Raw genomic sequence first — 22,185 nt, 5'->3', positions numbered from 1 at the left:
ACTGATTGCCCTGAAGTTGGTGTGCCCTGCCTGACTGATCGCTTAACGGGCAGGCGTCTGCCGGATATGCCGACCGGCGCATCCGGCCACCAATGTGACTGAAAGCGGTTTGCCCGAGCGTGGAGAGCGGTACGGTCGCGATGTGGGCGAAGAGCGCGGCGACGGAGGCGGCACGGAGTTCGACCGTGTCCTCGGAACGCTGCGCACCCGGATAGCCGACGGCACCTACCCGCTCGACTCCCAGCTCCCTCCGCAGCGCGAACTCGCCGAGATGTTCGATGTGTCGAGGGACACCGTGCAACGGGTGATACGGGAGCTCAACAGCGAAGGATGGATCAGGTCCCGCCAGGGCAGCGGCACGCGGGTCGTGAAGAAGCCGACGCACGCGGGTACGTCGAGCCAGGAGCCGCCGCGGGTACGCGCGGCGCTCGGCACCTTCATCGCCCGGGCTTTCGCTCAACCGGTAGTCCAATTGGACGTGTTCACCCTCACCTCGGAGTCGCTGGACGCGCACATCCGCCTCCAGGCCGAACGCATCCGCCTCGGGGAGATCCGGCCCGAGCGCATCGAGCTGCGCATGCTGCTGCCCGCGGAGTCGATCGACCTCCCCTACCCCCGGGCGCGGGTGACGGGCGTGGAGGAAGAGCTCCAGGAGCAGGGCCGGCCGCACCGGTTGCAGGAGCGGCTGCGCGGCATCACGCGCCGGCACACGACCTCGCTGCGCGTCGCGCTGCTCGACCTCCAGGCGGAGGGGCTGGTCCCGTCCGCCGATGCCGTGATCCGCTACGTGCCGCTGGTCCCGACGTACAAGCTGTATCTGCGGCCCGGCGTCGAGGCGCTGTTCGGGCCCTACGAGGTGGTGGAGCGCCCCATCCTGCTGGACGACGGCACGGAGGTCGACGCGCTCGACGTCCTCGGTCTGGGCTCGACGCTGACCCGCCACGTCAATGACGAGGGCGATCCCGACTCACCGGGGTCCGTCTTCATGGAGAGCATGCAGGGCTGGTTCAACTCCTGCTGGAACCTCCTCGCCGAGACACCCTGAACCGACCTGACACACCATGGGGCGATCCGACCCGCGCGAGTGCGGGCCGGCACACCCTGAAACGCATCCGGAACCAGACCGACTTCGAACGGCGTGAGGCTCTCGGGTGGTATCTCTCTCAGGTCGGTATCGAATGCAGTCGTCCGACCGTCCGTAAACCCTGTCGAGCACTAAGGTGTGCTCACCTCTCTCGCGGCGCATGAACATCAATGGCGACGCACAGTTATTCAGGAGTGACCCGTGGGCGTTCCGCCGTTGCCTCTCAGGCCCGCTCCGGCAAGGGCGGCGGACGCCGAGTACGACGCCTTCGTGCGCTATGCCCGGGCCCTGGGGTCGTTCGGCCGGGGGCACCACAATCTGAACTACATGGTGCGCCCGCTGTCCGGGGGCCAGTCCGCTCTCAAGGAGTGCGAGGACGGCGCGGCCGTCACCGTGCGGGAGCCGATCCCCTCCGCGCTGCCCGTCGTCATCAGGACCTGGCAGGACGAGGCGGAGGTTCTCGACAGGATCCGCCGTTTCCTGCCGCACGTGCCGCGCTGCCTGGTCAAGCGCGGGGACATGACCATCCTCAGCTATGTGGAGGGTGTGCCGCTCTCCAGCATCTGCCCGAACGGCAAACCGGTCGATGCCGATCTCATCGCGGCGCTGGCGGGGCTGTTCGCCGACATGACGCAGGTGCGCAGACAGCACCTGCCGGAATTGCCGCTGTCCTGGCCCCGCTCCAGCCGGAACAGCAGGGCCTTCCTACTGGCTCTGGCACATGCGGCGGAGGAGCAGATCCGGCAGCGGAACTGGGGGGAATTCGGCGGCCTGTTCGCGATGCTGGGCATCCCGGACGACGCGCTGGTGCGGTTCGCGGAGCGGGTGCCCGCGCTGATCAGACGGCCCTTCAGCCTGCTCCACACCGACCTCCACCGGGACAACGTGATCGTCTCGTATCTCGGAGACCCGCCCCTGATCTGCGTCGACTGGGAGTTGGCGTCCTTCGGGGACCCGCTGCACGACCTCGCCACCCATCTGGTGCGGATGCAGTACCCCGACCACCAGTGGTCCGAGGTGATCGAGGCATGGCGTGAGGCCATGGGCAGCCGGCGCAGCAACGCCGTCGACGGCCTCGACCGGGACCTGAAGCACTATCTGGCGTTCGAGCGGGCGCAGTCGGTCTACCCGGATGTGATGCGGGCCGCCACCCTGCTCGGCGACACCTTCGACCAGCGCGACCTGGACGCCGCGACGGGTGCGGTGCACCGGGCGCTGCTTGCCGCCGAGGAACCGTTGCGCCTCAAGAAGGTGCCGGACGAGGGGGAGATCGAACGCATTCTCTTCCGGTGGAACGAGTCCAACGGGGTCAAGGCCAGCCGTGAGAGGTCCGTCTTCCAGATCGTCTGGGATCCCGACCCGCGGGTACCGGAGCATCCGGAGTTCTCCGCGACGGCGGTGAACAACGCGCTGTTCGAGGAGGGCGCGGCCTCCGCGGACCGGGTGTTCAAGGGGACGGCCCATCTGAACACGGCGGTCCGCGTCCCCGGAGTCGCGTTCCCGGTCATGGTCCGGCGGAAAGTGGGCTCGGCCAACCCCAGAGAGCGCCGGTTTCTCGACGAGCACGCCGTGCTCAGGGCCATCGAGCGGTCCGGAACGCCGGTGCGTGCCCCGCGCGTGCTCGCTCTCGGCACCAGCGGTCTGAAAGAACCATTCACCATTCACTCGTACGAAGGATCGGCCGAGGGCTTCGGGCCGCCGGTCCATCCCGAGAGCGGGCTCCTGCCGCACGAGGCGGACGATCTGGTGGACCAGCTCGCCGCACTGACCCGCGTCGACTGCACCGAGCTGGACCCCTTCATGCGGGGGTCGGAGTTCTACTGGGAGCTCCAGTACGAACTGGTCCGCATGGTGAACGCGCTGCCCAAGGCCACCGCGGAGGTGGCGCGCGAGCTGGGACTGCCCAGCAGCTACCGGCTGATGGAGATTCTCGAACGCCATACCGTGGTTCCCCGCCGGCCGGTGCTGCTGCACGGCGACCTCAACCCGTGGAACCTGGTCCGCCGGGACGACGGGGGGCTGACCCTCATCGACTGGGAGATGGCGATGATCGGCGACCCGCTGTACGACCTGGTGCGCCACATGCATCTGACCCCCACCCGCGCCGAGATCCGGGAGCGACTGTTCTCCCGCTGGTACCGGTCGCTGCCCGAGGACTGCACGAAGGGCTGGCACCAGGACTGGCGCGTGTACCGGTGGATGGAGGTCGTCCGGTCGGCGTACGTGGACCTGGACCGTCTGGTGACCGGCGACAGCCTGGAGGCCCCCAACGTCCGCCGCGCGGTGGACGCCTACGCGATGACCCTGGCCGCGGCCACCGCCGCGCTGGGCCTCCCGAAGAAGTGGAAGGCGCCGGCGAACCCCTACCTTGCCCGGGCGTTGATGTCCCGCAACGATGGAGACCTACGGACGGCTGAGGTCTCCGCGGACGTCTGACGGGCCGCCCGTCGGGCCGGAAGGCGCCGCAGGACCCTTCGGAACGGGAGGAGGCCCGGCGCATGTCCGGAGGGGGGAGCAGGGCGGCCGACGGCGGCGTGGGCGCGCACCTGAGGCGGTTCCAGGAACGCTACGAGCCGGTCTTCACGCGGATGCTGCTGTTGACGATCTTCGTCACCGGCCTGACGGCACAGTTCGTGAAACCGGTGGGAGACGCCCTGGAGGACAAGGCGTTCCTCGGTGGCGCCCTGCTCAGCCTGGTCGGCTACGTCCTGTACGACACGGTCAAGGACCTCTCGGCGACGCTCCGCAGGCCGCCGCGCGTTCAGGTCGAGTCGCGCGAACTGGGCACCTTCGTCAACGATGCCTTCAGGGCGCGCGAGGTGGAGATCACCTTCCTCGGCTACACGGGTGAGACGCTCTGCAACGAGATGTTCCACCGGCTGGAGAAGCTGCTGGAGGACCCCGGGCCCACCAGGCACGTCTCCGTCAGGGTGCTGATCCCGGACTTCGGGCAGCGGATGACCGTTCCGGCGCGGGTGGGCGAGGACGGCGCGCCGGTGGACGACCCCGACTTCCGCAAACGCATCGAGGTGAAGTGCAAGGAGTACGACGAGACGCTGTCGGGTATCGAGGAGCGTCTGAACGGCCTGGGCCGGGTCAGCGCCGAGTGCGAGTACCGCGTCTATCCCGGCATACCGCGGGACAAGATCTGCATCTTCAACCGGGAAGTGGTACTGCACGGCCTCTACAACGTGGCGGCGCGCACCATGCTGCGGAGTGCGGGGCCCGAGTTCTACGACCCCAAGGGCTACCGCACCGACCTGAGCGTCTGGTCCCGGGGAGCCGGCGACGACGCCAAAGCGGTGGTCGCCACGTGGAACAAGCATCTCGACGACCTGTGGAACCTGTCGCTCGCGCCGGGCTGGCGGCGGGGGCCGGGAAGCTGAACCCCGCCACCGCCCGGTCCGCGCCCGTCGTCACACCTTCAGCAGCGCCTTCCCCACCAGCCGCCGGTCCTCGATGGCCGCGTGCGCCTCGGCCGCGCGGTCCAGCGGGAACACCTCGCCGACGACCGGGTGGAGGCGTCCCGCCGCGGCTTCCTCCAGGGCGGCGGCGGTGAAGCGGCGCAGGTCGGCGGGGGAGAACTGGACGTCCGCGATGCCGAAGAGTGTGATGCCGCGGCGGGCGGCCTCGGCCGGGTCGACGGGGGAGAAGGCGCCCGTCGGCGCTCCGTGGGCGGAGAAGCGGCCGCCGTCGGCGGTCAGCGGGAAGGCGGCGGCGCCGAGTGGTCCGCCGACGCCGTCGAGGACGACGTCCGCGGCGGGCTCCGGGCCGCCGAGGGCCTCACGTGCGGCGGCCACCCAGTCCGGACGGGTCACGTCGACCACCGCGTCCGCCCCCAACTCCCGTACCAGGGCCAGCTTCGCGGCGCCCCGGGCCACCGCGACCACGCGGGCCTCGCGGGCCCGGGCCAGCTGGATCAGGAGCGTGCCCATGCCTCCGGACGCGCCGAGGACGAGGACCCGGTCGACGGCCCTGACGGCGGTCCGTTCGAGGAGGCCGGAGGCGGTGACGCCGTCGTGGACCAGGGCCGCGGCCCGGAGCAGGTCCACGGAGTCCGGTACGACCGTCAGGGCGGACACCGGGGCGACGGCCCGCTCCGCGTAGCTGCCCTGCACGAAGGACACCACGCGGCGGCCCAGCCACTCGTCCGGCACGTCCGCTCCGAGGGCGGCGACGACCCCGGAGACACCGCCCCCGGGAACGTACGGGGGTGTCACCGGGAAGAACTCGCGGCCCCAGCCCGCCCGTATCTGGGCCTCCACATGGATCGTGTCCGCGTAGGCGACGTCGATCACGACCTCGCCGGGCGCGGGCGCCGGGTCGGGCAGATCCACGGGGGCGAGTACCTCGGGTCCGCCGAACGCCTTCACCTGAGCTGCTCGCATGGGTCACTCCTCAGCAGGATCTTCCGTCGGGTCGACTCGGGACGAGCCGTCGATCACTGCCCGCAGTCTTCGACCTCAAGTCCGGTTGAGGTCAAGCGTCGTCCCTGGGCGGCCCCGGTGGTGCGTACGCTCATGACCATGGGTGAGACCGGACTGCGCGAGCGCAAAAGGCAGCGGATGTACGAGGACGTCTCCGAGATCGCGATCGGAATGTTCCTGGAGAAGGGGTTCGACGCCGTCTCGGTGGCCGAGGTGGCGGCCGCCGCCGAGATCTCCAAGCCGACCCTCTTCCGGTACTTCCCGTCCAAGGAGGACCTCGTGCTGTACCGGTTCGCCGACCACGAGACGGAGGCGGCGCAGGTGGTCGCCGGCCGTCCGGAGGGGCAGTCCGTGATCGGCGCGCTGCGTGCGCACTTCCTGGACGGGCTCGGGCGGCTCGACCCCGTCACCGGGCTCAACGACCACCCCGCCGTTCTCGCCTACCTCCGGCTGCTCTACGGCACGCCGTCGCTGGTGGCGCGGCTGTACGAGTACCTGGAGCGGTCCGAGGGGGCGCTCGCCGAGGCCCTGGGCGGCGGCCTCGACGCGCGGCTGGCGGCCGGGCAGATCACCGCGGTGCGGCGCATCCTCGCGCTGGAGAACTGGCGGCGGATCGCGGACGGGGAGACGGTGGCGCAGGTGCGGGGGGATGCCGTCGCCGCCGCCGAGCGGGCGTTCGCGCGGCTGGCGGCAGGGCTGCCCGAGCTGGCCCAGCCTGTACAACCAAGTAAATAATTTAACTCGGTAACGCATTCCGCTATCCTGGGTGGAATGACGCCACCCGACCCTGCCTCCGCACAGCCCGGCGCCCCGTCCCTCCGCGGCTCCCTCGACCGCGAGCGCGCCTACCACGACACCTGCCGCGCCGCCCTCGCCGCCATGGTCGAGGGCGCGCAGGAGCAGGTCTTCACCGGCGAGGACGTCTCCGCCTCCGGCGCCGACGCCGAAGTGCTCGGATACCGGCTCCGCAGCCGGGCGAAGGAGATGCGCGAACTGCCCCACGGGCCGCTGTTCTTCGGCAAGCTGGACTTCGAGCGCACCGGCGCGCAGGCCGGCGAACACGCCGGGCAGAGCTACCACATCGGACGGCTGCGGATCACCGAGCACCCCGCCGCCCCGCCCCTCGTCGTCGACTGGCGCGCGCCCGTCTCCCGCGCCTTCTACCAGGCGGGCGCCCACGACCCGCAGGGCGTCGCGGTCCGGCGCCGCTTCGGCTGGGCCCCCGGCAGCCGGGGCGACTCCACCGACCTCACGGGGCTGGAGGACGAGCACGTCGGAGCGGGGCAGACGCACGACAGCCGGATCCTCACGGGCGAGATCGAGCGCCCCCGCATCGGCCCCATGCGCGACATCGCCGCGACCATCCAGCCCGACCAGGACGATCTCGTACGCGGTGACCTCACCGACTCGGTCTGTGTGCAGGGCGCCCCCGGCACCGGCAAGACGGCCGTCGGCCTGCACCGGGCCGCGTACCTGCTCTACACGCATCCGCAGCGCATCCGCCGCGGCGGACTGCTCATCCTCGGCCCCAACCGCACCTTCCTCTCGTACATCTCGGAGGTGCTGCCCGCGCTCGGCGAGACGGGGGTGCGCCAGTCGACCGTCGGGGACGAGATCGCCCGGCACCCGGTGACCGGTCGGGACGACGAGCGTGCCGCGGTCGTCAAGCACGACGCACGGATGGCCCGGGTGCTGCACCGGGCCCTGTACGGCGCGGTCGGCGGGCCCGTCGAGTCGCTGGCGGTGCCCGACGGCTCGTACCGCTGGCGCGTCCCGGACGGCGCGCTCCGGCGCATCGTGGACGACGTGCGGGCCGAGGAACCGCCGTACGCCGTCGGCCGTGAGCGCGTGCGGACGCGGGTCGTGCGTCATGTGCGGGAACAGGCCGAGCGGCGCTCCGGACCGCAGACCAACGCGTGGGCACAGAAGATCGCGCGGGCCCGGCCGGTCACCGCCTACGTCGACGCGGTGTGGCCCCGGCAGCGCCCGGAGGAGGTGCTCACCCGGATCCTCACCGACGCGGACGCGCTGGCGGAGGCGGCCGACGGGATCCTCGACGCCGACGAGCAGAAGGCGGTCCTGTGGGCGAAGCCGCCGCGCTCCCACAAGTCCGCACGCTGGTCCGCCGCCGACCTCGTCCTGCTCGACGAGATCGCCGGACTCGTGGAACACCCCGAGGGGTACGGCCATGTCGTCATCGACGAGGCGCAGGACCTGTCGCCCATGGAGTGCCGGGCCATCGCGCGGCGGGCCGCCTTCGGATCGCTGACCGTGCTCGGGGACCTCGCGCAGGGCACCACGCCCTGGGCGGCGCGCGACTGGGGCGAACTCCTCGCCCATCTGGGGAAGTCGGGCGCCGCCGTCGTGCCGCTGACGACCGGCTTCCGGGTGCCGGGCGCCGTCGTCGAGATCGCCAACCGGCTGCTGGACCGGCTCGACGTGGCGGTGCCGCCCGCCCGGGCCCTGCGCCGCGACGGCGCGGTGACGATCCGGCCCGTGCCCGATGTGCTGCCCGCGACCGTCGACGCGGTCCGCGCCGCGCTCGCGCTGGAGGGCTCCGTCGGGGTCATCGCCGCGGACGAGGACGCCGGACGGGTGCGGGAGGCGCTGACCGCCGCGGGCATCGGGGCGTCGGGTCCCGACGAGCTGGGCGCACGCGTCGCGGTGGTGCCGGCCGGCCTCGCCAAGGGACTCGAGTACGACCACGTCGTGGCCGTCGAACCGGCCGCCGTCGCGGAGGCCGAGGCCCGCGGGCTGCACCGGCTGTACGTGGTGCTGACCCGGGCCGTGTCACGGCTGGACGTCGTCCACGCGCGGCCGCTGCCCTGGTGAGCCCGCCGCCGGCGAGCGGCGGCCACCGGGGAGGCGTGGCCGGTTCAGCTCACCAGGGCAGGGGGCGGCCGTCGCGGAAGAAGCCGCCGGTCGGGCCGTCGTCGGGGAGGGTGGCCGCCCAGACGACGCTCGCGGCGCCCTCCTCGACGGGACGCCCGCCCGGGCCGCCCATGTCGGTGGCCACCCAGCCCGGGCAGACGGCGTTCACCAGCACGCCGTCGCCGCGCAGTTCGGCGGCGAGCATGCGGGTGAGGGCGTTGAGGGCCACCTTGGACGCGGAGTAGGCGGGCGTCCCCCCGCCCATGCCCGCGAGGGACGCGGCCTCGCTGGACACGTTCACGATCCGCGGGTGCGCGCTCGCGCGGAGCAGGGGGAGCAGCGCCTGGGTCAGCCGCCAGGGACCGTAGAGGTTCGTCTCTGCGGCCTCCCGGACGACGTCGAGGTCGGCGGTGGCCGCTCGCTGCCAGGTGTCGTACGTGATCGCCGCGTTGTTGACGAGGACATCGAGGACACCGAGGGCGTCGAGGTCCCGGGCGAGGGCGGTGATGTCGGCCTCGGAGGTGACGTCGAGGCGCAGGGGGCGGGCGTCCGGGCCGACGGCCCGTGCCGCCTCGGCGGCTGATTCGGCCGAACGGGCGGTCACGAGGACGGTGTGCCCGGCGGCGGCGAGCTGCCGGGCGACCTCGCGCCCGATCCCGCGGTTGGCGCCGGTGACGAGTGCGATCACCGCGGCGCCCCCGGAGCGGCCGGTGCGGCCAGGAGGGGAATCAAGTGCTCCTCCTCGTAGGTCAGATGGGCTTCCAGTGCGGTCGTGAGGCGTTCCACGTCGGAGCGTACGCGGCCGGGCCCGGTATCGGGTGCCGCGACGACCCGGCGCAGCTCTTCGAGGAGCTCCGCGATCCGCTCGTGTTCCCGGCGCAGCCGGTCCAGGACGGGGGCGAGCCGGGGGTGGCGGTGGGCGAGCATCGGGAAGATGCCGAGGCCCTCACCGGTGTGGTGGTTGTGCAGACCCTGGCAGAGGGTGAGGCAGTTGACGCGCAGCTGGGCGCCCAGCGCCGCCCCCTGCCGTGTCACCTCCTCCCGGATCAGGGCGAGTTCGCGCCGGAAGGCGTCGTGGACCACCTTCAGCCCCTCGGCCATGGAACCCGCGTTCATCTGCGGCGGGCCGTCCTTCGGAATCGCGCGGAGCGCGACGACGGGAATCACCCGGTCGGTCTTCGCCTGGTACTCCGCCCACCCCGGGTCCGCCTCCACCGCGCGCGCGAAGACACGGTCGCGTTCCGGGCGTTCGAGCACGTGGGCCTCCGCCTCGTAGACGAAGACGCCGTCCTCGACGGTGACGCGGGGGTGCGCGAGGAGATTGCGGTACCAGTCCGGGTGGCGGGGCGCGCCGCCGGCCGAGGCGATGACGAGGACCTGCTCGCCCCCGTCGGGGTAGTAGCCGAGGGGGGTCGTGTGCGGGGCGCCCGTCCGGGCACCGGTGGTCGTCAGCAGGAGCAGCCGGGCCTTCTCGAAAGGGCCGCCGACCCGTCCGCCGTTGGCCCGGAATTCCTCGACGATCCGCTGGTTGAACTCGTTGGGCATTCTTTTCCCACTCCCTTTTTCGGGTAGGTCGAATTGCCGCGTGGCGCATTCGGGCACGCGGTTGTGGAAATGCGTGTGAAGGTGCGCGCCGAAGGGGACGGAGCCCTGCGCAGGGGCGCGCGTGGAAGACGTACGGAAGGGCCGTACGGAGACACGACGGTCCGGGGACGCCCTGCGAGGACGCGGTCGGACGGTGTCGCACGGGGATGCCGCCGCAGGCGGAGGGCCTACGCGGACGGCGTACGGAAAAGAAGGGGAGGGCGGGGCTCTACCCCGCCCCGGCCTCACTCGGAGGCCGGGCAACCAACTCGCTCACGGCACAAGGCCGACCCGGCAGTCATGGGAGCACATTAAAGGAATGTGCCGCGCCGACGCAATGCCGTATTTCAGCACCAGGGCATTCCGGCCCGGCCGGCCTGCTTTTCCCTGGAGGGGTATTTCCTTGCGTCACCTCCCCGGGTCACGAGGTCTCCTCCCGAGCCGTGGGGTCCTCCGGCTGCGCGCGGTCCTGCGGAACCGCGACCTCGACCTCGCGCAGCCGGTCCGGGTCGGCGATGACGCGGATCGCGGTGACGCGGCCGTCGTCCGCGAAGTCGAAGGCGAGGACCAGGGCGAGGCGGCCGAAGGGAGCCATGGTCAGGCCGACCGTGCCGTCGAGGAGGGCGACGCCGGTGAAGCGGGCGCGGCCGGTGGCGGCCATCGCGCCCTCGGCGACGGGGACGGCACCGCTGACGACGACCGGTGCGGGCGTGGGGATGACGGACGCGTCGGCGTGCAGGACCACGTCCGGGTGGAGCAGGGCGACCAGGGCGTCGAAGTTCCCGCCGCGGGTGGCGGCCAGGAAGGCCTCGACGACCCGCCGACGGCGCGTCAGATCGGCGTCCGGCAGGGGAGAGACCCCTTTCACCCGGCGCCGGGCGCGGCTGGCGAGCTGCCGTACCGCGGCGGGGGACTTCTCCAGCATCGGGCCGATCTCGTCGAAGGGCACGGCGAACATGTCGTGCAGTACGAAGGCGAGCCGCTCGGCCGGGGAGAGCGTGTCCAGGACCACGAGCATCGCGACGCCGACCGAGTCGGCGAGCGCGGCCTCCTCCTCGGGGTCGCCGCCGTCCTCGGGCGGGAGGGGTGCGTCGACCGCCCGGAGGCCGAGGGGTTCCTCGCGCCGCGCCTTACGGGTGCGGAGCATGTTGAGGCACACCCGCGTCACGATCGTGGTCAGCCAGCCTGCCGGGTTCCCCACGCCGTCGGTGCCGGCGCGGTCGGCCCGCAACCAGGTCTCCTGGACGGCGTCCTCCGCCTCGCTCACCGACCCGAGCATCCGGTACGCGACGGCCCGCAGATGCGTCCGGTGCCCCTCGAACCACTCGGCCGGCCATGCGCTCTCGCCCACCGTGTCACATTCCCTTCGCGCGGCGTGTCAGCGAAGTAGAACACCGAAAACCCGTTGAGGGCACCGGAATCCGATCGTCCCGGCCCTCATGGAACAAGGAGTGGCAATGGCTTTCGACACGTCGATCATCCTGGTCACGGGCGGTACGGGCACGCTCGGACGGCTCGTCGTCCCGCTGCTGCGCGAGGCGGGGCGCGAGGTGCGGGTGCTCAGCCGGCACGGCCGGCCCACCGGCGGAGCGGGAGGTGCGGACGCCGAGGGCGTCGACCACGTGGCCGTGGACCTGCTCGACGGCGAGGGGATCGGGCCGGCGCTGGAAGGGGTCGGCACCGTGGTGCACCTCGCGGGCGGTCCCAAGGGCGACGACATCGCGACCCGCAACCTGGTCCGGGCCGCGCGGTCCGCGGACGTAGGGCACTTCGTCTTCATCTCGGTCATCGGCGCGGACCGGGTGCCGCTGGCCTGGCTCAGGTCGAAGCTGGCCGCCGAGCGGGCGGTGGCCGAGTCGGGGCTGCCGTGGACGACGCTGCGGGCGGCCCAGTTCCACGAACTGACCCTGAAGACGGTGCGGGCGATGGCGAAGTCGCCCGTCTTCCCGGTGCCGGGCGGGCTGCGCCTCCAGCCGGTCGACGCGCGTGACGTGGCGGCCCGCATCGCGGAACTCGCCCTCGGCGGACCCTCCGGGCTGGTGCCCGACCTCGCGGGACCCGAGGTGTACGGCCTCGGCGACCTGGCCCGCGGATACCTGAAGGCGTCCGGGAAGCGCCGTCCGACGATGCCGGTCCGCATACCCGGCAAGGCGGGCCGCGCCTACCGGGCGGGCGACAACCTCACGCTCGACGGGGCGGACACCGGGAAGCGGACGTGGGAGGACTTCCTGGCGGAGCACGTCGGCCGGGACGGCTCTCCGGCCTCGCCGACGGCCCCGGGCTCAGGCCGCCGGTCCATATGATCACCCCATGATCGAAGGCAAGTCGGTACGACTGCGAGCGCTGAGCGCCGAGGACCTGGACGCACACGTGCGCTGGCGGAACGACCCCGAGGTCGTGCACTGGGCCACCGGCGGCAATCCGCAGTTCGGCCCCGTCACACGGGAGGCCCTGGCGTCCTTCCACGAGGTCCGGCTCCGCGACGACCCGCGTTCCGAGTGCACGTTCACCGTGGAGGACCTGGCCGACGGCCGTGCGATCGGCATGGCCGACTACCGCGACCTCAACCCGTTCACCGGCCGGGCGACGGTCGGCATCACCATCGGTGAACGGGACCGCTGGGGCGGCGGCTACGGCTCCGAGGCGCTGCGTCTGCTGCTGGGCCACCTCTTCGGCGCCTGCCGCCTGCGCCGCGTCGACCTGGAGACCTGGAGCGGCAACGAGCGCGCCATCCGCGCCTTCCGCGCGGCCGGTTTCGTCGAGGAGGGCCGTCGCAGGGCCGCCGTACGCGTGGGCGACACCTGGCACGACGAGGTGCTGTTCGGACTCCTGAAGGAGGAGTGGACGGCGTAGCCGCCCGGCGGCGGACACCCGCCGGGCACGGCCCGGAAGACGGGGGCGGCCCCGGCGGCGGGAACGGTTCCCGGGACGAGAACGTGCCTGGGACGAGAAGGGGTCCGGAGACGACGAAGGGCAAGGAGTACCTGCTCCTTGCCACTCTCAACGTATAGCGCACAGGGGGCCTTGCGGCAAGGCCCGGTCAGTGCCGCACAATCGTCCGCCGAGGCCAGGACCTGCACCTACGCAATCTCGTTGAATGGGCGTGCTGATGATGGACGTGATCGTGGTCGGCGGCGGACCGACCGGCCTGATGCTGGCCGGCGAGTTGCGGCTGCACGACGTGAACGTGGTGGTGCTGGAGAGGCTGACCGAGCCGACCAAGGAGACCCGCGGGCGCGGACTGCACGCGCGCAGCGTCGAGGTGATGGATCAGCGCGGTCTGCTGGACCGGTTCCTCGCGGTCAGCGACACGTTCCAGGTCGGCGGACTCTTCGGCGGCATCGTCAAGCCGTGGCCGGACCGGCTGGACACGGCGCACCCGTACGGACTCTCCACCCTCCAGCCGACCACCGAGCGCCTGCTCCGCGAGCGGGCCCTCGAACTCGGTGCCGAGATCCGGCGCGGCTGCGAAGTGGTCGGGCTGAGCCAGGACGAGGACGGGGTGAGCGTCGAGCTGGCGGACGGCACGCGGCTGCGTTCGCGCTACCTCGTCGGCTGCGACGGCGGCCGCAGCGTGGTCCGCAAGCTGATCGGCGTCGGTTTCCCCGGCGTGCCCGCCACGGTCGAGACGCTGCTGGGCGACATGGAGTTGGCCGAGGACCCGGCGACGGTCGAGGCCGTCGTGGCGGAGGTCCGCAAGACCCAGCTGCGGTTCGGCACCATCGCCAACGACGACGGCACGTACCGCGTCGTCGTCCCCGCCGCCGACGTGTCCGAGGAGCGGGCGACCGCGCCGACCTTCGACGAGTTCAAGCAGCGGATGCGGGCCGTCGCGGGCACCGACTTCGGTGTGCACTCGCCGCGCTGGCTGTCCCGGTTCGGGGATGCCACCCGGCAGGCCGAGCGCTACCGGGCCGGCCGGGTGCTGCTGGCCGGCGACGCGGCGCACATCCACCCGCCGACCGGCGGGCAGGGGCTCAACCTCGGCGTGCAGGACGCGTTCAACCTCGGCTGGAAGCTGGCCGCCGAGGTGGACGGCTGGGCGCCGGAGGGGCTGCTGGACAGCTATCACGCCGAACGCCATCCGGTGGGCGCCGCCGTGCTGGACAACACCCGCGCGCAGATCACGCTGCTGGGGACCGATCCGGGTGCGACCGCCCTGCGGGAGCTGTTCTCGAAGCTGATGGACTTCGAGGAGGTGAACGCGTACGTGACCGGCCTGATCACCGCGGTCGGGGTCCGCTACGACTTCGGCGAGGGTCACGAACTGCTCGGCCGGCGGCTGCGGGACGTGGAGCTGAAGCAGGGGCGTCTCTACGAGCTGATGCACGGCGGCCGGGGACTGCTGCTCGACCGGACCGGACAGCTCTCGGTCGCGGGCTGGGCGGATCGGGTCGACCATGTCGTCGACGCCGGCGAGGAGTTGGACGTGCCCGCGGTGCTGCTCCGGCCGGACGGCCACGTGGCGTGGGTCGGTGAGGACCAGCAGGATCTGCTCGGCCGCCTGCCGAAGTGGTTCGGCGCCGCCGCCGGCTGAGAAGGCCGAGAGGGCGGCGCCGACGCGGAGTCGGGGCACACGGACGGGGCGGCGCACGCCGACGCGGAGTCGGGGTACGCCGCCCTGGGGCGGTGCGGGCCGCGACAGGTGGCCCGCGCGGTCGCCGCGGCTACTTCGGATCGCGGTCGAAGACCGCCTTCGACCAGAAGTAGCCGAGTGCGCACAGAGCCACGCACCAGCCGGCCGCGAGCCATCCGTTGTGCCCGATCCCGGTGCCGAGCAGCAGCCCGCGCAGGGTCTCGATGGCGGGGGTGAAGGGCTGGTACTCGGCGATCGGCTGGAACCAGCCCGGCATCGCGTCGACCGGGACGAAGGCGCTGGAGATGAGCGGGAGGAAGATCAGCGGCAGCGCGTTGTTGCTGGCCGCCTCGGCGTTCGGGCTGACCATGCCCATCCCGACCGCGATCCAGGTGAGCGCCAGGGAGAACAGTACGAGCAGCCCGAACGCCGCGATCCACTCCAGAGCCGTGGCGTCCGTGGCCCGGAACCCCATGGCCACCGCGACGGCCCCGACGAGGAGCACGCTCATCACGCACTGCAGCACACTGCCGACGACATGCCCGACGAGCACGGAGCCGCGGTGGATCGCCATCGTGCGGAAGCGGGCGATGATGCCCTCGGACATGTCCATGGAGACGGACACCGCGCTGCCGACCGTGGTGCCGCCGACGGTCATCAGCAGGACGCCGGGTACGAGGTAGGCGATGTACTCGGAGCGGTCGGCACCGCCGCTGCCGATGCCCGCGCTCATCACGTCGCCGAAGACATAGACGAAGAGCAACAGCAGCATGACCGGCGTGAGCAGCAGGTTCAGGGTCAGGGACGGGTAGCGCCGTACGTGCAGCAGATTGCGGCGCAGCATCGTGGTCGAGTCGCGCACGGCGAGGGACAGGGAGCTCATCGGACAGCCATGCCTTTCTTGTCGGTCCGGCCGGTGCCGCCGGTCAGGGCGAAGAAGACGTCGTCGAGGTCGGGGGTGTGCACGGTCAGCTCGTCGGCCTCGACACCCGCCGCGTCCAGCCGGTCGAGCAGGGCGCGCAGCGCCCGCTGGGTGCCGTCGCTGGGGATCTGGAGCGTCAGTGCCTCGTCGTCCCCGGTGATCTCGCGCAGCGCGGTCGCGGCGCTCCGGTACGCGGCCGGATCGGTGAAGCGGAGGCGGACATGACCGCCGGGGATCAGGCGTTTCAGTTCCTCGGCGGTTCCGTGGGCGACGATCTTTCCGTCGTTGAGCACGGCGATGCCGTCGGCGAGTTCGTCGGCCTCGTCCAGGTACTGGGTGGTGAGGAAGACGGTGACGCCGTCGGTGACCAGTTCGCGGATGATCTGCCACATGTTGTGGCGTGAGCGGGGGTCGAGGCCGGTGGTGGGCTCGTCGAGGAAGATGATCCGCGGGCTGCCGACCAGGGTCATGGCGATGTCGAGGCGGCGCTTCATGCCGCCGGAGTAGGTGGAGGCGGGCTTCTTCGCCGCGTCGGTGAGGTCGAAGAGCTCCAGCAGTTCGGCGGTGACCCGTCGTCCCTCCCGCTTGGACAGGTGGTGCAGGTCGGCCATGAGGAGCATGTTCTCCTCGCCGGTGATCAGCCCGTCGACGGCGGAGAACTGGCCGGTGACACCGATCGCGGCGCGTACTCCGTCGGGTGACGTGGCGACGTCGTGTCCGGCGACCTGGGCCTGGCCGCTGTCGGCGGTGATGAGCGTGGACAGGATCTGCACGGTGGTGGTCTTGCCGGCACCGTTCGGCCCGAGCAGCGCGAACACGGACCCGGCGGGGACGCGCAGATCGATGCCGTCGAGGACGGTCTTGTCGCCGTACGACTTGCGCAGACCGATGGCGGAGAGGGCGGCGGGCGACTGCGGACCGTCGCCCTGCCTGGGCGTGGGCATGACAGATGAAGGCATGGGGCCCTCCGTTCGAAGGCTGAAGTGGGCGGAGAGTGGGGTCGGTCGACGGTGTGGCGCTCAGGGGAGGACGGGGCCGGTCGACGGTGTGGCGTTCAGGGGAGGACGGGGCCGGTCGACGAGGCGGTGCTCAGGCCTTGGCGCGGCGGACGTCGATGTTGCCGTGCCGGGTGCGGGCGCGGACCTCGACGGTGTCCTCGGTCCGCTCCGGGGTCTCGGACGCGGTGAGCGTGTTGCGGACCTGGCCGGAGCCCGAGCTGACGTCGAGCCAGGCGGCCGTGCCCTCGCGGACACCGACCTCGATGGCCCCGTAGTTGGTCTCCAACTGGACTGTGCCACGCGCCACTTCGCCCACGCGCAGGGTGCCGTGCGCGGTGGTGGCGGTGACCGAGTTCTCGGCGCGCCGGATCTCGATGTCGCCGTTGGCGCCGCTCACCCGCAGCTCGCCGGTCGCGGCGCCGACGGTCGTGGTGCCGTGCGAGTTCTTCAGGACGGCGGGTCCGTCGACGAGGCCGACGCGCAGGCTGCCGGAGCTGGTGGTGATCTCGGCCATGCCCTCGACGCGGTCCACGGTGATCGATCCGTGCGACGCCTTCAGGTGCAGCGGGCCGGTGGTGTCGAGTCGGACGTCGCCGGACGAGGTCTTCACACGGACCTCGCCGAGCCGGCCCTCGCCGAACACCTGGGCCCAGGCGCCGGTCATGTCGATGCGCGAGCCCGTGGGCAGTTCGACCGTGACGTCGACGGTGCCGGTACGGCCGAACAGGTTGGACTTGGGCGTCCTGACGGTCAGAGCGCCGCTCACGTACGTGACCTCGGTCTGGTCGGCCGCCCGTACGTCCAGGTCCTTCTTCGGGTCGCGGGGCCGCACCTCGACGACCGTGTCGAGGCGGTCGCCCGCGGTGAACTGGATGGAACCGGCCTCCACGTGCGCCGTGGCGGAAATCGCTTCGGGGGTGTCGAAAGAAGGCATGGCTGTCCCGTCCTCTTGGGTCTTCAGGTCGTCCCCGCTGGTGGGACGTGGTGTGGGTGAGGTGGTGCGGGCGGCGGCGCGGCTAGCGCACCCAGCCCGTGAAGCTCTGGCCGACGGTCTGGGTCTTCTCCGTCGTACGCGGCCGGGCGCCGCTGTCGACCGCGGCCGACACGGCCCGCACCAGCCAGGCGTTGACCGACAGGCCCTCCCGGCTCGCGGCCTCCTCGGCGCGTGCCTTGAGGTGGGCCGGCAGACGCAGATTGACGCGGGCGGTGGCGCCCTCGTCGCCCTCGGCGGGGGCCGGGGTCCTGAGCGGTTCGAAGGGTGCGACGGGCTCCGCGGGTGCGGGACCGTCGGTGGGCGGCGGTGTCACCACGAAGTCGGGGTCCAGCCCGCGCAGCCGTACGTCGACCGAGCCGGGGGCGAGCTCGCGGGTGATCTCGTCCATCGCGGCGGAGAGCACATTGAGCAGGGTCAGCCGGGTCGCCGACTCCAGGGGAGCGGTGAGCCGCTCGGCCAGCTCGCGGGCTTCGTCCCCGCCGGCTTCGGCGGCCACCGCGAGTTCGCGGCGGAGGGTGTCGACATACGGGGTGAGGTCCATGACGCCATCATGGCGCCATAGTGGTGCCATGCGCAAGCCCATAGCGTCATCTCCCCGGGGCGGGTGGTGAGGGGGCGCCTTTGACCTGCGAAAACGTGGAGCAGGTGACCTGATTCATTGTGGTGACAGGCGGGCTCGTGTGTCGCGTGGGGGCATCGAATGGCGCCAGATGGCGCCGAGTGGCACCGAATGGCGCCGGGTGGTGTCGAGCGACGCCACATGGTGCCACCCGATGTCATGCGGTGCCGCGCGACGTCGCATGGCGCCACTCAGTGCCACGCGGTGCCATGTGGTGCCACCATGCTCGCTCGTGCGGAGCGGTCGCGCCATGACCCGTGGTCGCCCCGGTCCGCCCACGGCCCCGGCTAGTCCGTGGCGGCCTGCTCCGACGGGACGCCCGGACGCGTACCGGGGACGGCCGGCTGTCGTTCCTCGTGCCGGCCGAGTGCCGCGAGGGTCAGGGTCACGGTGACCGATCCGGCCGCCATCAGCGTCATCGCCGCGGCCGGAGAGGTCAGTTGGGCCAGCGTGCCCGCGAGGACGGCGCCGGCGCCCTGGAGAGCGGCCATGCCGGTGGCGTGCAGGCCGAGGGCCTGGCCCGCGAGGTCGTCGGGGATGAGGGACATCAGGCGTTCCTGCAGGACCAGGCTCGCGGCGAAGCCGACGGAGGCGATGGTGCAGGCCACGGCCGACAGCGCCACTCCCGGCCGCAGGACGAAGAAGAGGTAGGGGGCCGCGAGCAGCAGGCGCAGCGGGGTCGCGAGCCGGGGGCGCACCGCGGGTGGAAACAGACGGCCCACCGCCATGTCGCCCACGAACATGCCCAGGGCCCCGCACGCGTACAGTGTGCCGGCGGCCGCGGGCGCGTAGGAGACGTAGAGCGAATCGCTGCCGACCACCAGGCCGTTGGGGACCCACAGGCCCAGGTACGTGAGGCGGCGGGGGCGCGAGGACCACAGCAGGGCGTTGGTGCGCCAGGTCGCCGACAGGGACGGGCGGCCGGAGGCGCGCGGCGGGCGGGCGGTGAGGCCCAGGCGGGTGACGACGGCCGACGCCAGATACAGCGCCGCCGCGAGGAGCAGACAGGTCCGCGGGGACAGGAGCGCCAGCAGCGCGCCGCCCGTCGCGAAACCGGCCACCTGCGTCAGGCCCCAGAGCATGTTGAAGACCGAACGGCCCAGGACGTAGCCGTCCTTGGGCAGGATCTCGTTCAGCAGCCCCCCGCGGACACCGCCGCCCAGCGACGCGACCAGGCCCTGCAGGAGTACGACGGCGAAGACCGCCCCGACCGAGAGACCGGGCAGCGCCAGCACCGCCGTGCCGGCCGCGAAGGCGAGGGCGAGGCCGGACAGGATCGCGCGCGGGGGCAGGCGGTCGGCACCCGAGAGCAGGAACGTGCCCCCCACGAGCTGCGCCAGCTGCGGGCCGAACATGCTCACCGCCGACAGGAGCGGGGAGCCGGTGGCCCGGAAGACCAGCGTGCCGAGGGCCAGCGCGCCGACCGTCTGGGCCGCGGCGAAAGCCGCGAAGGAGAGCAGGAACGGTCTGAACTCCGGTACGCGGAACAGGGTTCGGTAGCTGCGCATGCGACAGAGTCTCGGAGCGGCCCGGGGCCTTGTTTACTGTTTCGCCGAGATGCGAAAGGTCGTGGGCATGGGCCTGTGGCAGATCGACACCGACACCCTCGCCGGCAGCCGGTTCGTGCTCTCGCCGTTCGCCGAGACCTTCGCGAGCCTGAAGCTGCTGCACGCGGAGACGGGTGGCCATCCGGGCGAGGAGGCCTGGCTGCGCGCGCACCTGCCCGGCTACCGCGCGCGCCTCGCGGCCGACCCGGTGGCCGCGCCGCTCGTACGGGCGGCACTCGGCACCTCCTGGATCGCCGACTTCTTCTGCCCCACCTCGTGCGAGGGGGAGAGCTTCGAGGAGACCGTCACCCGGGTGCGGGCGGCCGGGGCCGGGGACGCGCGGGCCGACCTCCGCGTGTCCCTCCGGGGCCCGCTCCCCGCCGCCCTGGAGCGGGACGACCTGCCCGAACGCGCGGCGGCGCTCCTGACGTACGTCTGGACGGAGACGGTGCGGCCGTACTGGGAGCGTCGGCGGCGCGTGCTGGAGGCCGACATGGTCGCGCGGACCGCGCGGGTGAGCCAGGGAGGCTGGGCCGCCGTGCTGAACTCGCTCCGGCCGGGGATCCGGTGGCTCGGGGAGAGCCGGTTCCAGGTCAACCTGAACGCGTATCCGCCGCGGGAGATCGCCGCCGGGGCCGAGCTGCTGTTCATGCCGGTGACCCCGAGGACCGGGTGGGTGTCGTGGGAGGGGCGCGAGCGGTACGCCGTCGTCTACCCGTGCCTCGGCGTGCTCGCCGAGGACCACGACCGGCGGCCCGTGCCGGCCGGGCTCGGGGCGCTCATCGGGTCCGCGCGCGCCGGGTTGCTGGTGCTGCTCGGCACCCCCATGAGCACGACCCAGCTGGTCGCCGTGACCGGACAGGGGCTGGGGTCGGTGGGGCGGCATCTGCGGGTGCTGCTGCATGCGGGGCTGGTGGAGCGCCGGCGGGCCGGGCGGTCGGTGCTGTACGTGCGGACCGCGGCCGGGGAGGTGCTCATGGAGGCGTCGGGGGCCGGCACGGGTGACCGGGAGCCGGAACCGGGGTTCCCCTAGCCGGGCCGGACCGGCTCGACGGCTCGGGCGCGACCCGATGCCGGTGATTGCTTCGGGCGCCCGGCCCAGCCGTCGGCGCCAGCCGCTGGCGCCAGGCGTCAGCCGCCTGTCCGCTCAGCCGTACGGCCGCACAGCCGTGTCACTGTGTGACGAGGCGGTCGCCGTGTGGCATGGCGCACTTTTGCAAGCGGGTGCTTGCAATTGTTAGCGGGAGTGCGGCAAGGTGGAGGCATGGCATCGCTCAACGTCGGCAATCTTGGTGAGTATCTGCGGGAACAGCGGCGCAACGCGCAGCTGTCGCTGCGGCAGCTCGCCGACGCCGCCGGAGTGTCCAATCCGTACCTGAGCCAGATCGAGCGCGGGCTGCGCAAGCCCAGCGCGGAGGTGTTGCAGCAGGTCGCCAAGGCCCTGCGGATCTCCGCCGAGACGCTCTACGTGCGGGCCGGCATCCTCGACGCCGAGCGGGACCGGGACGAGGTGGAGACGCGCGCCGTCATCCTCGCCGATCCCACGCTGAACGAGCGGCAGAAGCAGGTGCTGCTCCAGATCTACGAGTCCTTCCGCAAGGAGAACGGATTCGAGATCGCCCGGCCGGACGAGGACGCGCGGAGCCCCGAGGTGCCCGGTGCCGATCTGCACGACGGCACCGGCATACCCGCAGCTCAGGACAGACCGGACAGCGCAGCCCACGGCCCCCGCACGGCCGACGGCAGCGGTGCCGATCCGCAGCAGACCGCCAGTTGATCCGCAGATGAGCAGCACGAGCACCGCCGGAACGACCGTACGCAGGCCGGTCTTGCCGCGGACCACCAAAACCCTCAGCCGAACGCCACACGGGAGGACCACCGTCATGGCCATCACCGACGACATCCGCAAGGCCGCCACCGACCCGACCCCGCTCTACTTCCTCGCCGGCACCGCCGACCTGGCCGTGGAGCAGGCCCGGAAGGTCCCCGGCATCGTGGAGCAGATCCGTGCCGAGGCCCCGGCACGCATCGAGACCGTCCGCAACATCGATCCGAACGCCGTCCAGGAGAAGGCCGCCGCCCGCGCCAAGGAGGCGCAGGAGACGATCCAGACCCGGGTCACGGAGTTCATCAGCACTCTCGACACCGACCTGAAGAAGCTCGGTGAGTCCGCCCAGGACCTCGCCCTGCGCGGTGTCGGCGTCGCCGCCGAGTACGCCGTCAAGGCCCGGGAGACCTACGAGAAGGTCGCCGAGCGCGGCGAGCAGACCGTGAAGACCTGGCGCGGCGAGGTCGCCGACGAGATCGAGGACCTCGCGGTGGCCGTCGAGCCGAAGGCCGAGCCGGTCGAGGTCAAGGACGAGGGCAGGCCCGTCACGGCCGTGGCCGAGCCCGCCCAGGCCAAGAAGCCCGTGGCGAAGAAGGCCCCGGCGGCCCGCAAGGCCACGGCGAAGAAGACCACCCCGCCCGCGAAGTAGGCGGCAGCCCGCCGCCCGGCGGGCAGTAGCGCACGACGTGCCGGCCCGCTCGGGCCGGCACGTCGCGATGTGGGCACGGGCCGGGC

20 protein-coding genes are annotated in these 22,185 nt (G+C 72.1%); 11 read left to right on the top strand and 9 right to left on the bottom strand.

Annotation, left to right across the window (positions count from 1 at the left end):
- Nucleotides 1-142: 142 nt before the first annotated feature.
- The 3 genes from BKI49_RS17400 (at nt 143) to BKI49_RS17390 (ending at nt 4,470) form a co-directional block, all read left to right on the top strand.
- Nucleotides 143-1,045: a winged helix-turn-helix domain-containing protein gene (locus BKI49_RS17400; RefSeq protein ID WP_095935195.1), complete on the top strand. Its 903-nt coding sequence runs from the start codon at nt 143-145 to the stop codon at nt 1,043-1,045.
- Between the two features lie 240 nt (nt 1,046-1,285).
- Complete coding sequence (locus tag BKI49_RS17395; RefSeq protein ID WP_373557558.1) at nt 1,286-3,520, top strand: phosphotransferase family protein; 2,235 nt, start codon at nt 1,286-1,288, stop codon at nt 3,518-3,520.
- 62 nt (nt 3,521-3,582) lie between these two features.
- Complete coding sequence (locus tag BKI49_RS17390) at nt 3,583-4,470, top strand: hypothetical protein (protein WP_095935194.1); 888 nt, start codon at nt 3,583-3,585, stop codon at nt 4,468-4,470.
- Between the two features lie 30 nt (nt 4,471-4,500).
- Here the strand turns inward: BKI49_RS17390 and BKI49_RS17385 are convergent, their stop codons facing one another.
- On the bottom strand, nt 4,501-5,472 hold the full coding sequence (locus tag BKI49_RS17385; protein WP_095935193.1) for a zinc-binding dehydrogenase: 972 nt from the start codon (nt 5,470-5,472) through the stop codon (nt 4,501-4,503).
- 138 nt (nt 5,473-5,610) lie between these two features.
- Between BKI49_RS17385 and BKI49_RS17380 the strand changes: the two genes are divergently transcribed.
- Together BKI49_RS17380 and BKI49_RS17375 are read left to right on the top strand one after the other, a co-directional pair.
- Nucleotides 5,611-6,246, top strand: a complete 636-nt coding sequence (locus BKI49_RS17380; RefSeq protein WP_095935286.1) for a TetR/AcrR family transcriptional regulator — start codon at nt 5,611-5,613, stop codon at nt 6,244-6,246.
- A 36-nt stretch (nt 6,247-6,282) separates the two neighbouring features.
- The gene (locus BKI49_RS17375) at nt 6,283-8,343 is read left to right on the top strand and encodes a HelD family protein (RefSeq protein ID WP_095935192.1); all 2,061 of its coding nucleotides are present in this window, start codon (nt 6,283-6,285) and stop codon (nt 8,341-8,343) included.
- Between the two features lie 49 nt (nt 8,344-8,392).
- On the opposite strand, the gene BKI49_RS17370 is transcribed toward BKI49_RS17375, so the two are convergent.
- From BKI49_RS17370 to BKI49_RS17360, 3 genes are all read right to left on the bottom strand, one after another.
- The gene (locus BKI49_RS17370) at nt 8,393-9,070 is read right to left on the bottom strand and encodes an SDR family NAD(P)-dependent oxidoreductase (RefSeq protein WP_095935191.1); all 678 of its coding nucleotides are present in this window, start codon (nt 9,068-9,070) and stop codon (nt 8,393-8,395) included.
- The gene (locus tag BKI49_RS17365; protein WP_095935190.1) at nt 9,067-9,927 is read right to left on the bottom strand and encodes a nitroreductase/quinone reductase family protein; all 861 of its coding nucleotides are present in this window, start codon (nt 9,925-9,927) and stop codon (nt 9,067-9,069) included. The genes BKI49_RS17370 and BKI49_RS17365 overlap by 4 nt, the downstream gene beginning before the upstream one ends.
- Nucleotides 9,928-10,387: 460 nt before the next feature.
- A complete protein-coding gene (locus BKI49_RS17360; RefSeq protein ID WP_095935189.1) occupies nt 10,388-11,317 on the bottom strand; it encodes a sigma-70 family RNA polymerase sigma factor in 930 nt (309 codons plus the stop codon).
- A 106-nt stretch (nt 11,318-11,423) separates the two neighbouring features.
- Between BKI49_RS17360 and BKI49_RS17355 the strand changes: the two genes are divergently transcribed.
- The 3 genes from BKI49_RS17355 (at nt 11,424) to rox (ending at nt 14,503) form a co-directional block, all read left to right on the top strand.
- On the top strand, nt 11,424-12,269 hold the full coding sequence (locus BKI49_RS17355) for an SDR family oxidoreductase (protein WP_095935188.1): 846 nt from the start codon (nt 11,424-11,426) through the stop codon (nt 12,267-12,269).
- A 7-nt stretch (nt 12,270-12,276) separates the two neighbouring features.
- Nucleotides 12,277-12,819, top strand: a complete 543-nt coding sequence (locus BKI49_RS17350) for a GNAT family N-acetyltransferase (protein ID WP_095935187.1) — start codon at nt 12,277-12,279, stop codon at nt 12,817-12,819.
- Between the two features lie 256 nt (nt 12,820-13,075).
- Entirely contained in the window at nt 13,076-14,503 is a 1,428-nt protein-coding gene (gene rox, locus BKI49_RS17345; RefSeq protein WP_095935285.1) for a rifampin monooxygenase, read from the top strand.
- Between the two features lie 130 nt (nt 14,504-14,633).
- On the opposite strand, the gene BKI49_RS17340 is transcribed toward rox, so the two are convergent.
- The 5 genes from BKI49_RS17340 to BKI49_RS17320 form a co-directional block, all read right to left on the bottom strand.
- Nucleotides 14,634-15,425 carry an ABC transporter permease gene (locus tag BKI49_RS17340; protein WP_095935186.1) on the bottom strand — a complete coding sequence of 264 codons (792 nt, stop codon included), beginning with the start codon at nt 15,423-15,425 and terminating at the stop codon, nt 14,634-14,636.
- Complete coding sequence (locus BKI49_RS17335; protein WP_179332481.1) at nt 15,422-16,423, bottom strand: ATP-binding cassette domain-containing protein; 1,002 nt, start codon at nt 16,421-16,423, stop codon at nt 15,422-15,424. The genes BKI49_RS17340 and BKI49_RS17335 overlap by 4 nt, the downstream gene beginning before the upstream one ends.
- A 130-nt stretch (nt 16,424-16,553) precedes the next feature.
- Nucleotides 16,554-17,396: a DUF4097 family beta strand repeat-containing protein gene (locus BKI49_RS17330; RefSeq protein ID WP_095935184.1), complete on the bottom strand. Its 843-nt coding sequence runs from the start codon at nt 17,394-17,396 to the stop codon at nt 16,554-16,556.
- Nucleotides 17,397-17,478: 82 nt separating this feature from the next.
- Nucleotides 17,479-17,997, bottom strand: a complete 519-nt coding sequence (locus tag BKI49_RS17325) for a toxin-antitoxin system HicB family antitoxin (RefSeq protein ID WP_095935183.1) — start codon at nt 17,995-17,997, stop codon at nt 17,479-17,481.
- A gap of 365 nt (nt 17,998-18,362) precedes the next feature.
- Nucleotides 18,363-19,583, bottom strand: a complete 1,221-nt coding sequence (locus BKI49_RS17320) for an MFS transporter (RefSeq protein WP_179332480.1) — start codon at nt 19,581-19,583, stop codon at nt 18,363-18,365.
- Nucleotides 19,584-19,650: 67 nt separating this feature from the next.
- Here BKI49_RS17320 and BKI49_RS17315 point away from each other — a divergent pair, with 67 nt between their 5' ends.
- The 3 genes from BKI49_RS17315 to BKI49_RS17305 all read left to right on the top strand — a co-directional run bounded on the left by BKI49_RS17315 (nt 19,651) and on the right by BKI49_RS17305 (nt 22,099).
- A complete protein-coding gene (locus BKI49_RS17315) occupies nt 19,651-20,655 on the top strand; it encodes an ArsR/SmtB family transcription factor (protein WP_095935182.1) in 1,005 nt (334 codons plus the stop codon).
- 231 nt (nt 20,656-20,886) lie between these two features.
- A complete protein-coding gene (locus BKI49_RS17310) occupies nt 20,887-21,399 on the top strand; it encodes a helix-turn-helix domain-containing protein (protein ID WP_095935181.1) in 513 nt (170 codons plus the stop codon).
- Nucleotides 21,400-21,505: 106 nt separating this feature from the next.
- The gene (locus tag BKI49_RS17305; RefSeq protein WP_095935180.1) at nt 21,506-22,099 is read left to right on the top strand and encodes a hypothetical protein; all 594 of its coding nucleotides are present in this window, start codon (nt 21,506-21,508) and stop codon (nt 22,097-22,099) included.
- The last annotated feature ends 86 nt before the right edge of the window (nt 22,100-22,185 follow it).

Origin of the sequence: Streptomyces sp. Tue6028, assembly GCF_002300165.1 — a bacterium.
GTDB lineage: Bacteria > Actinomycetota > Actinomycetes > Streptomycetales > Streptomycetaceae > Streptomyces > Streptomyces siamensis.
This window is presented reverse-complemented; position numbering and strand designations above follow the sequence as displayed.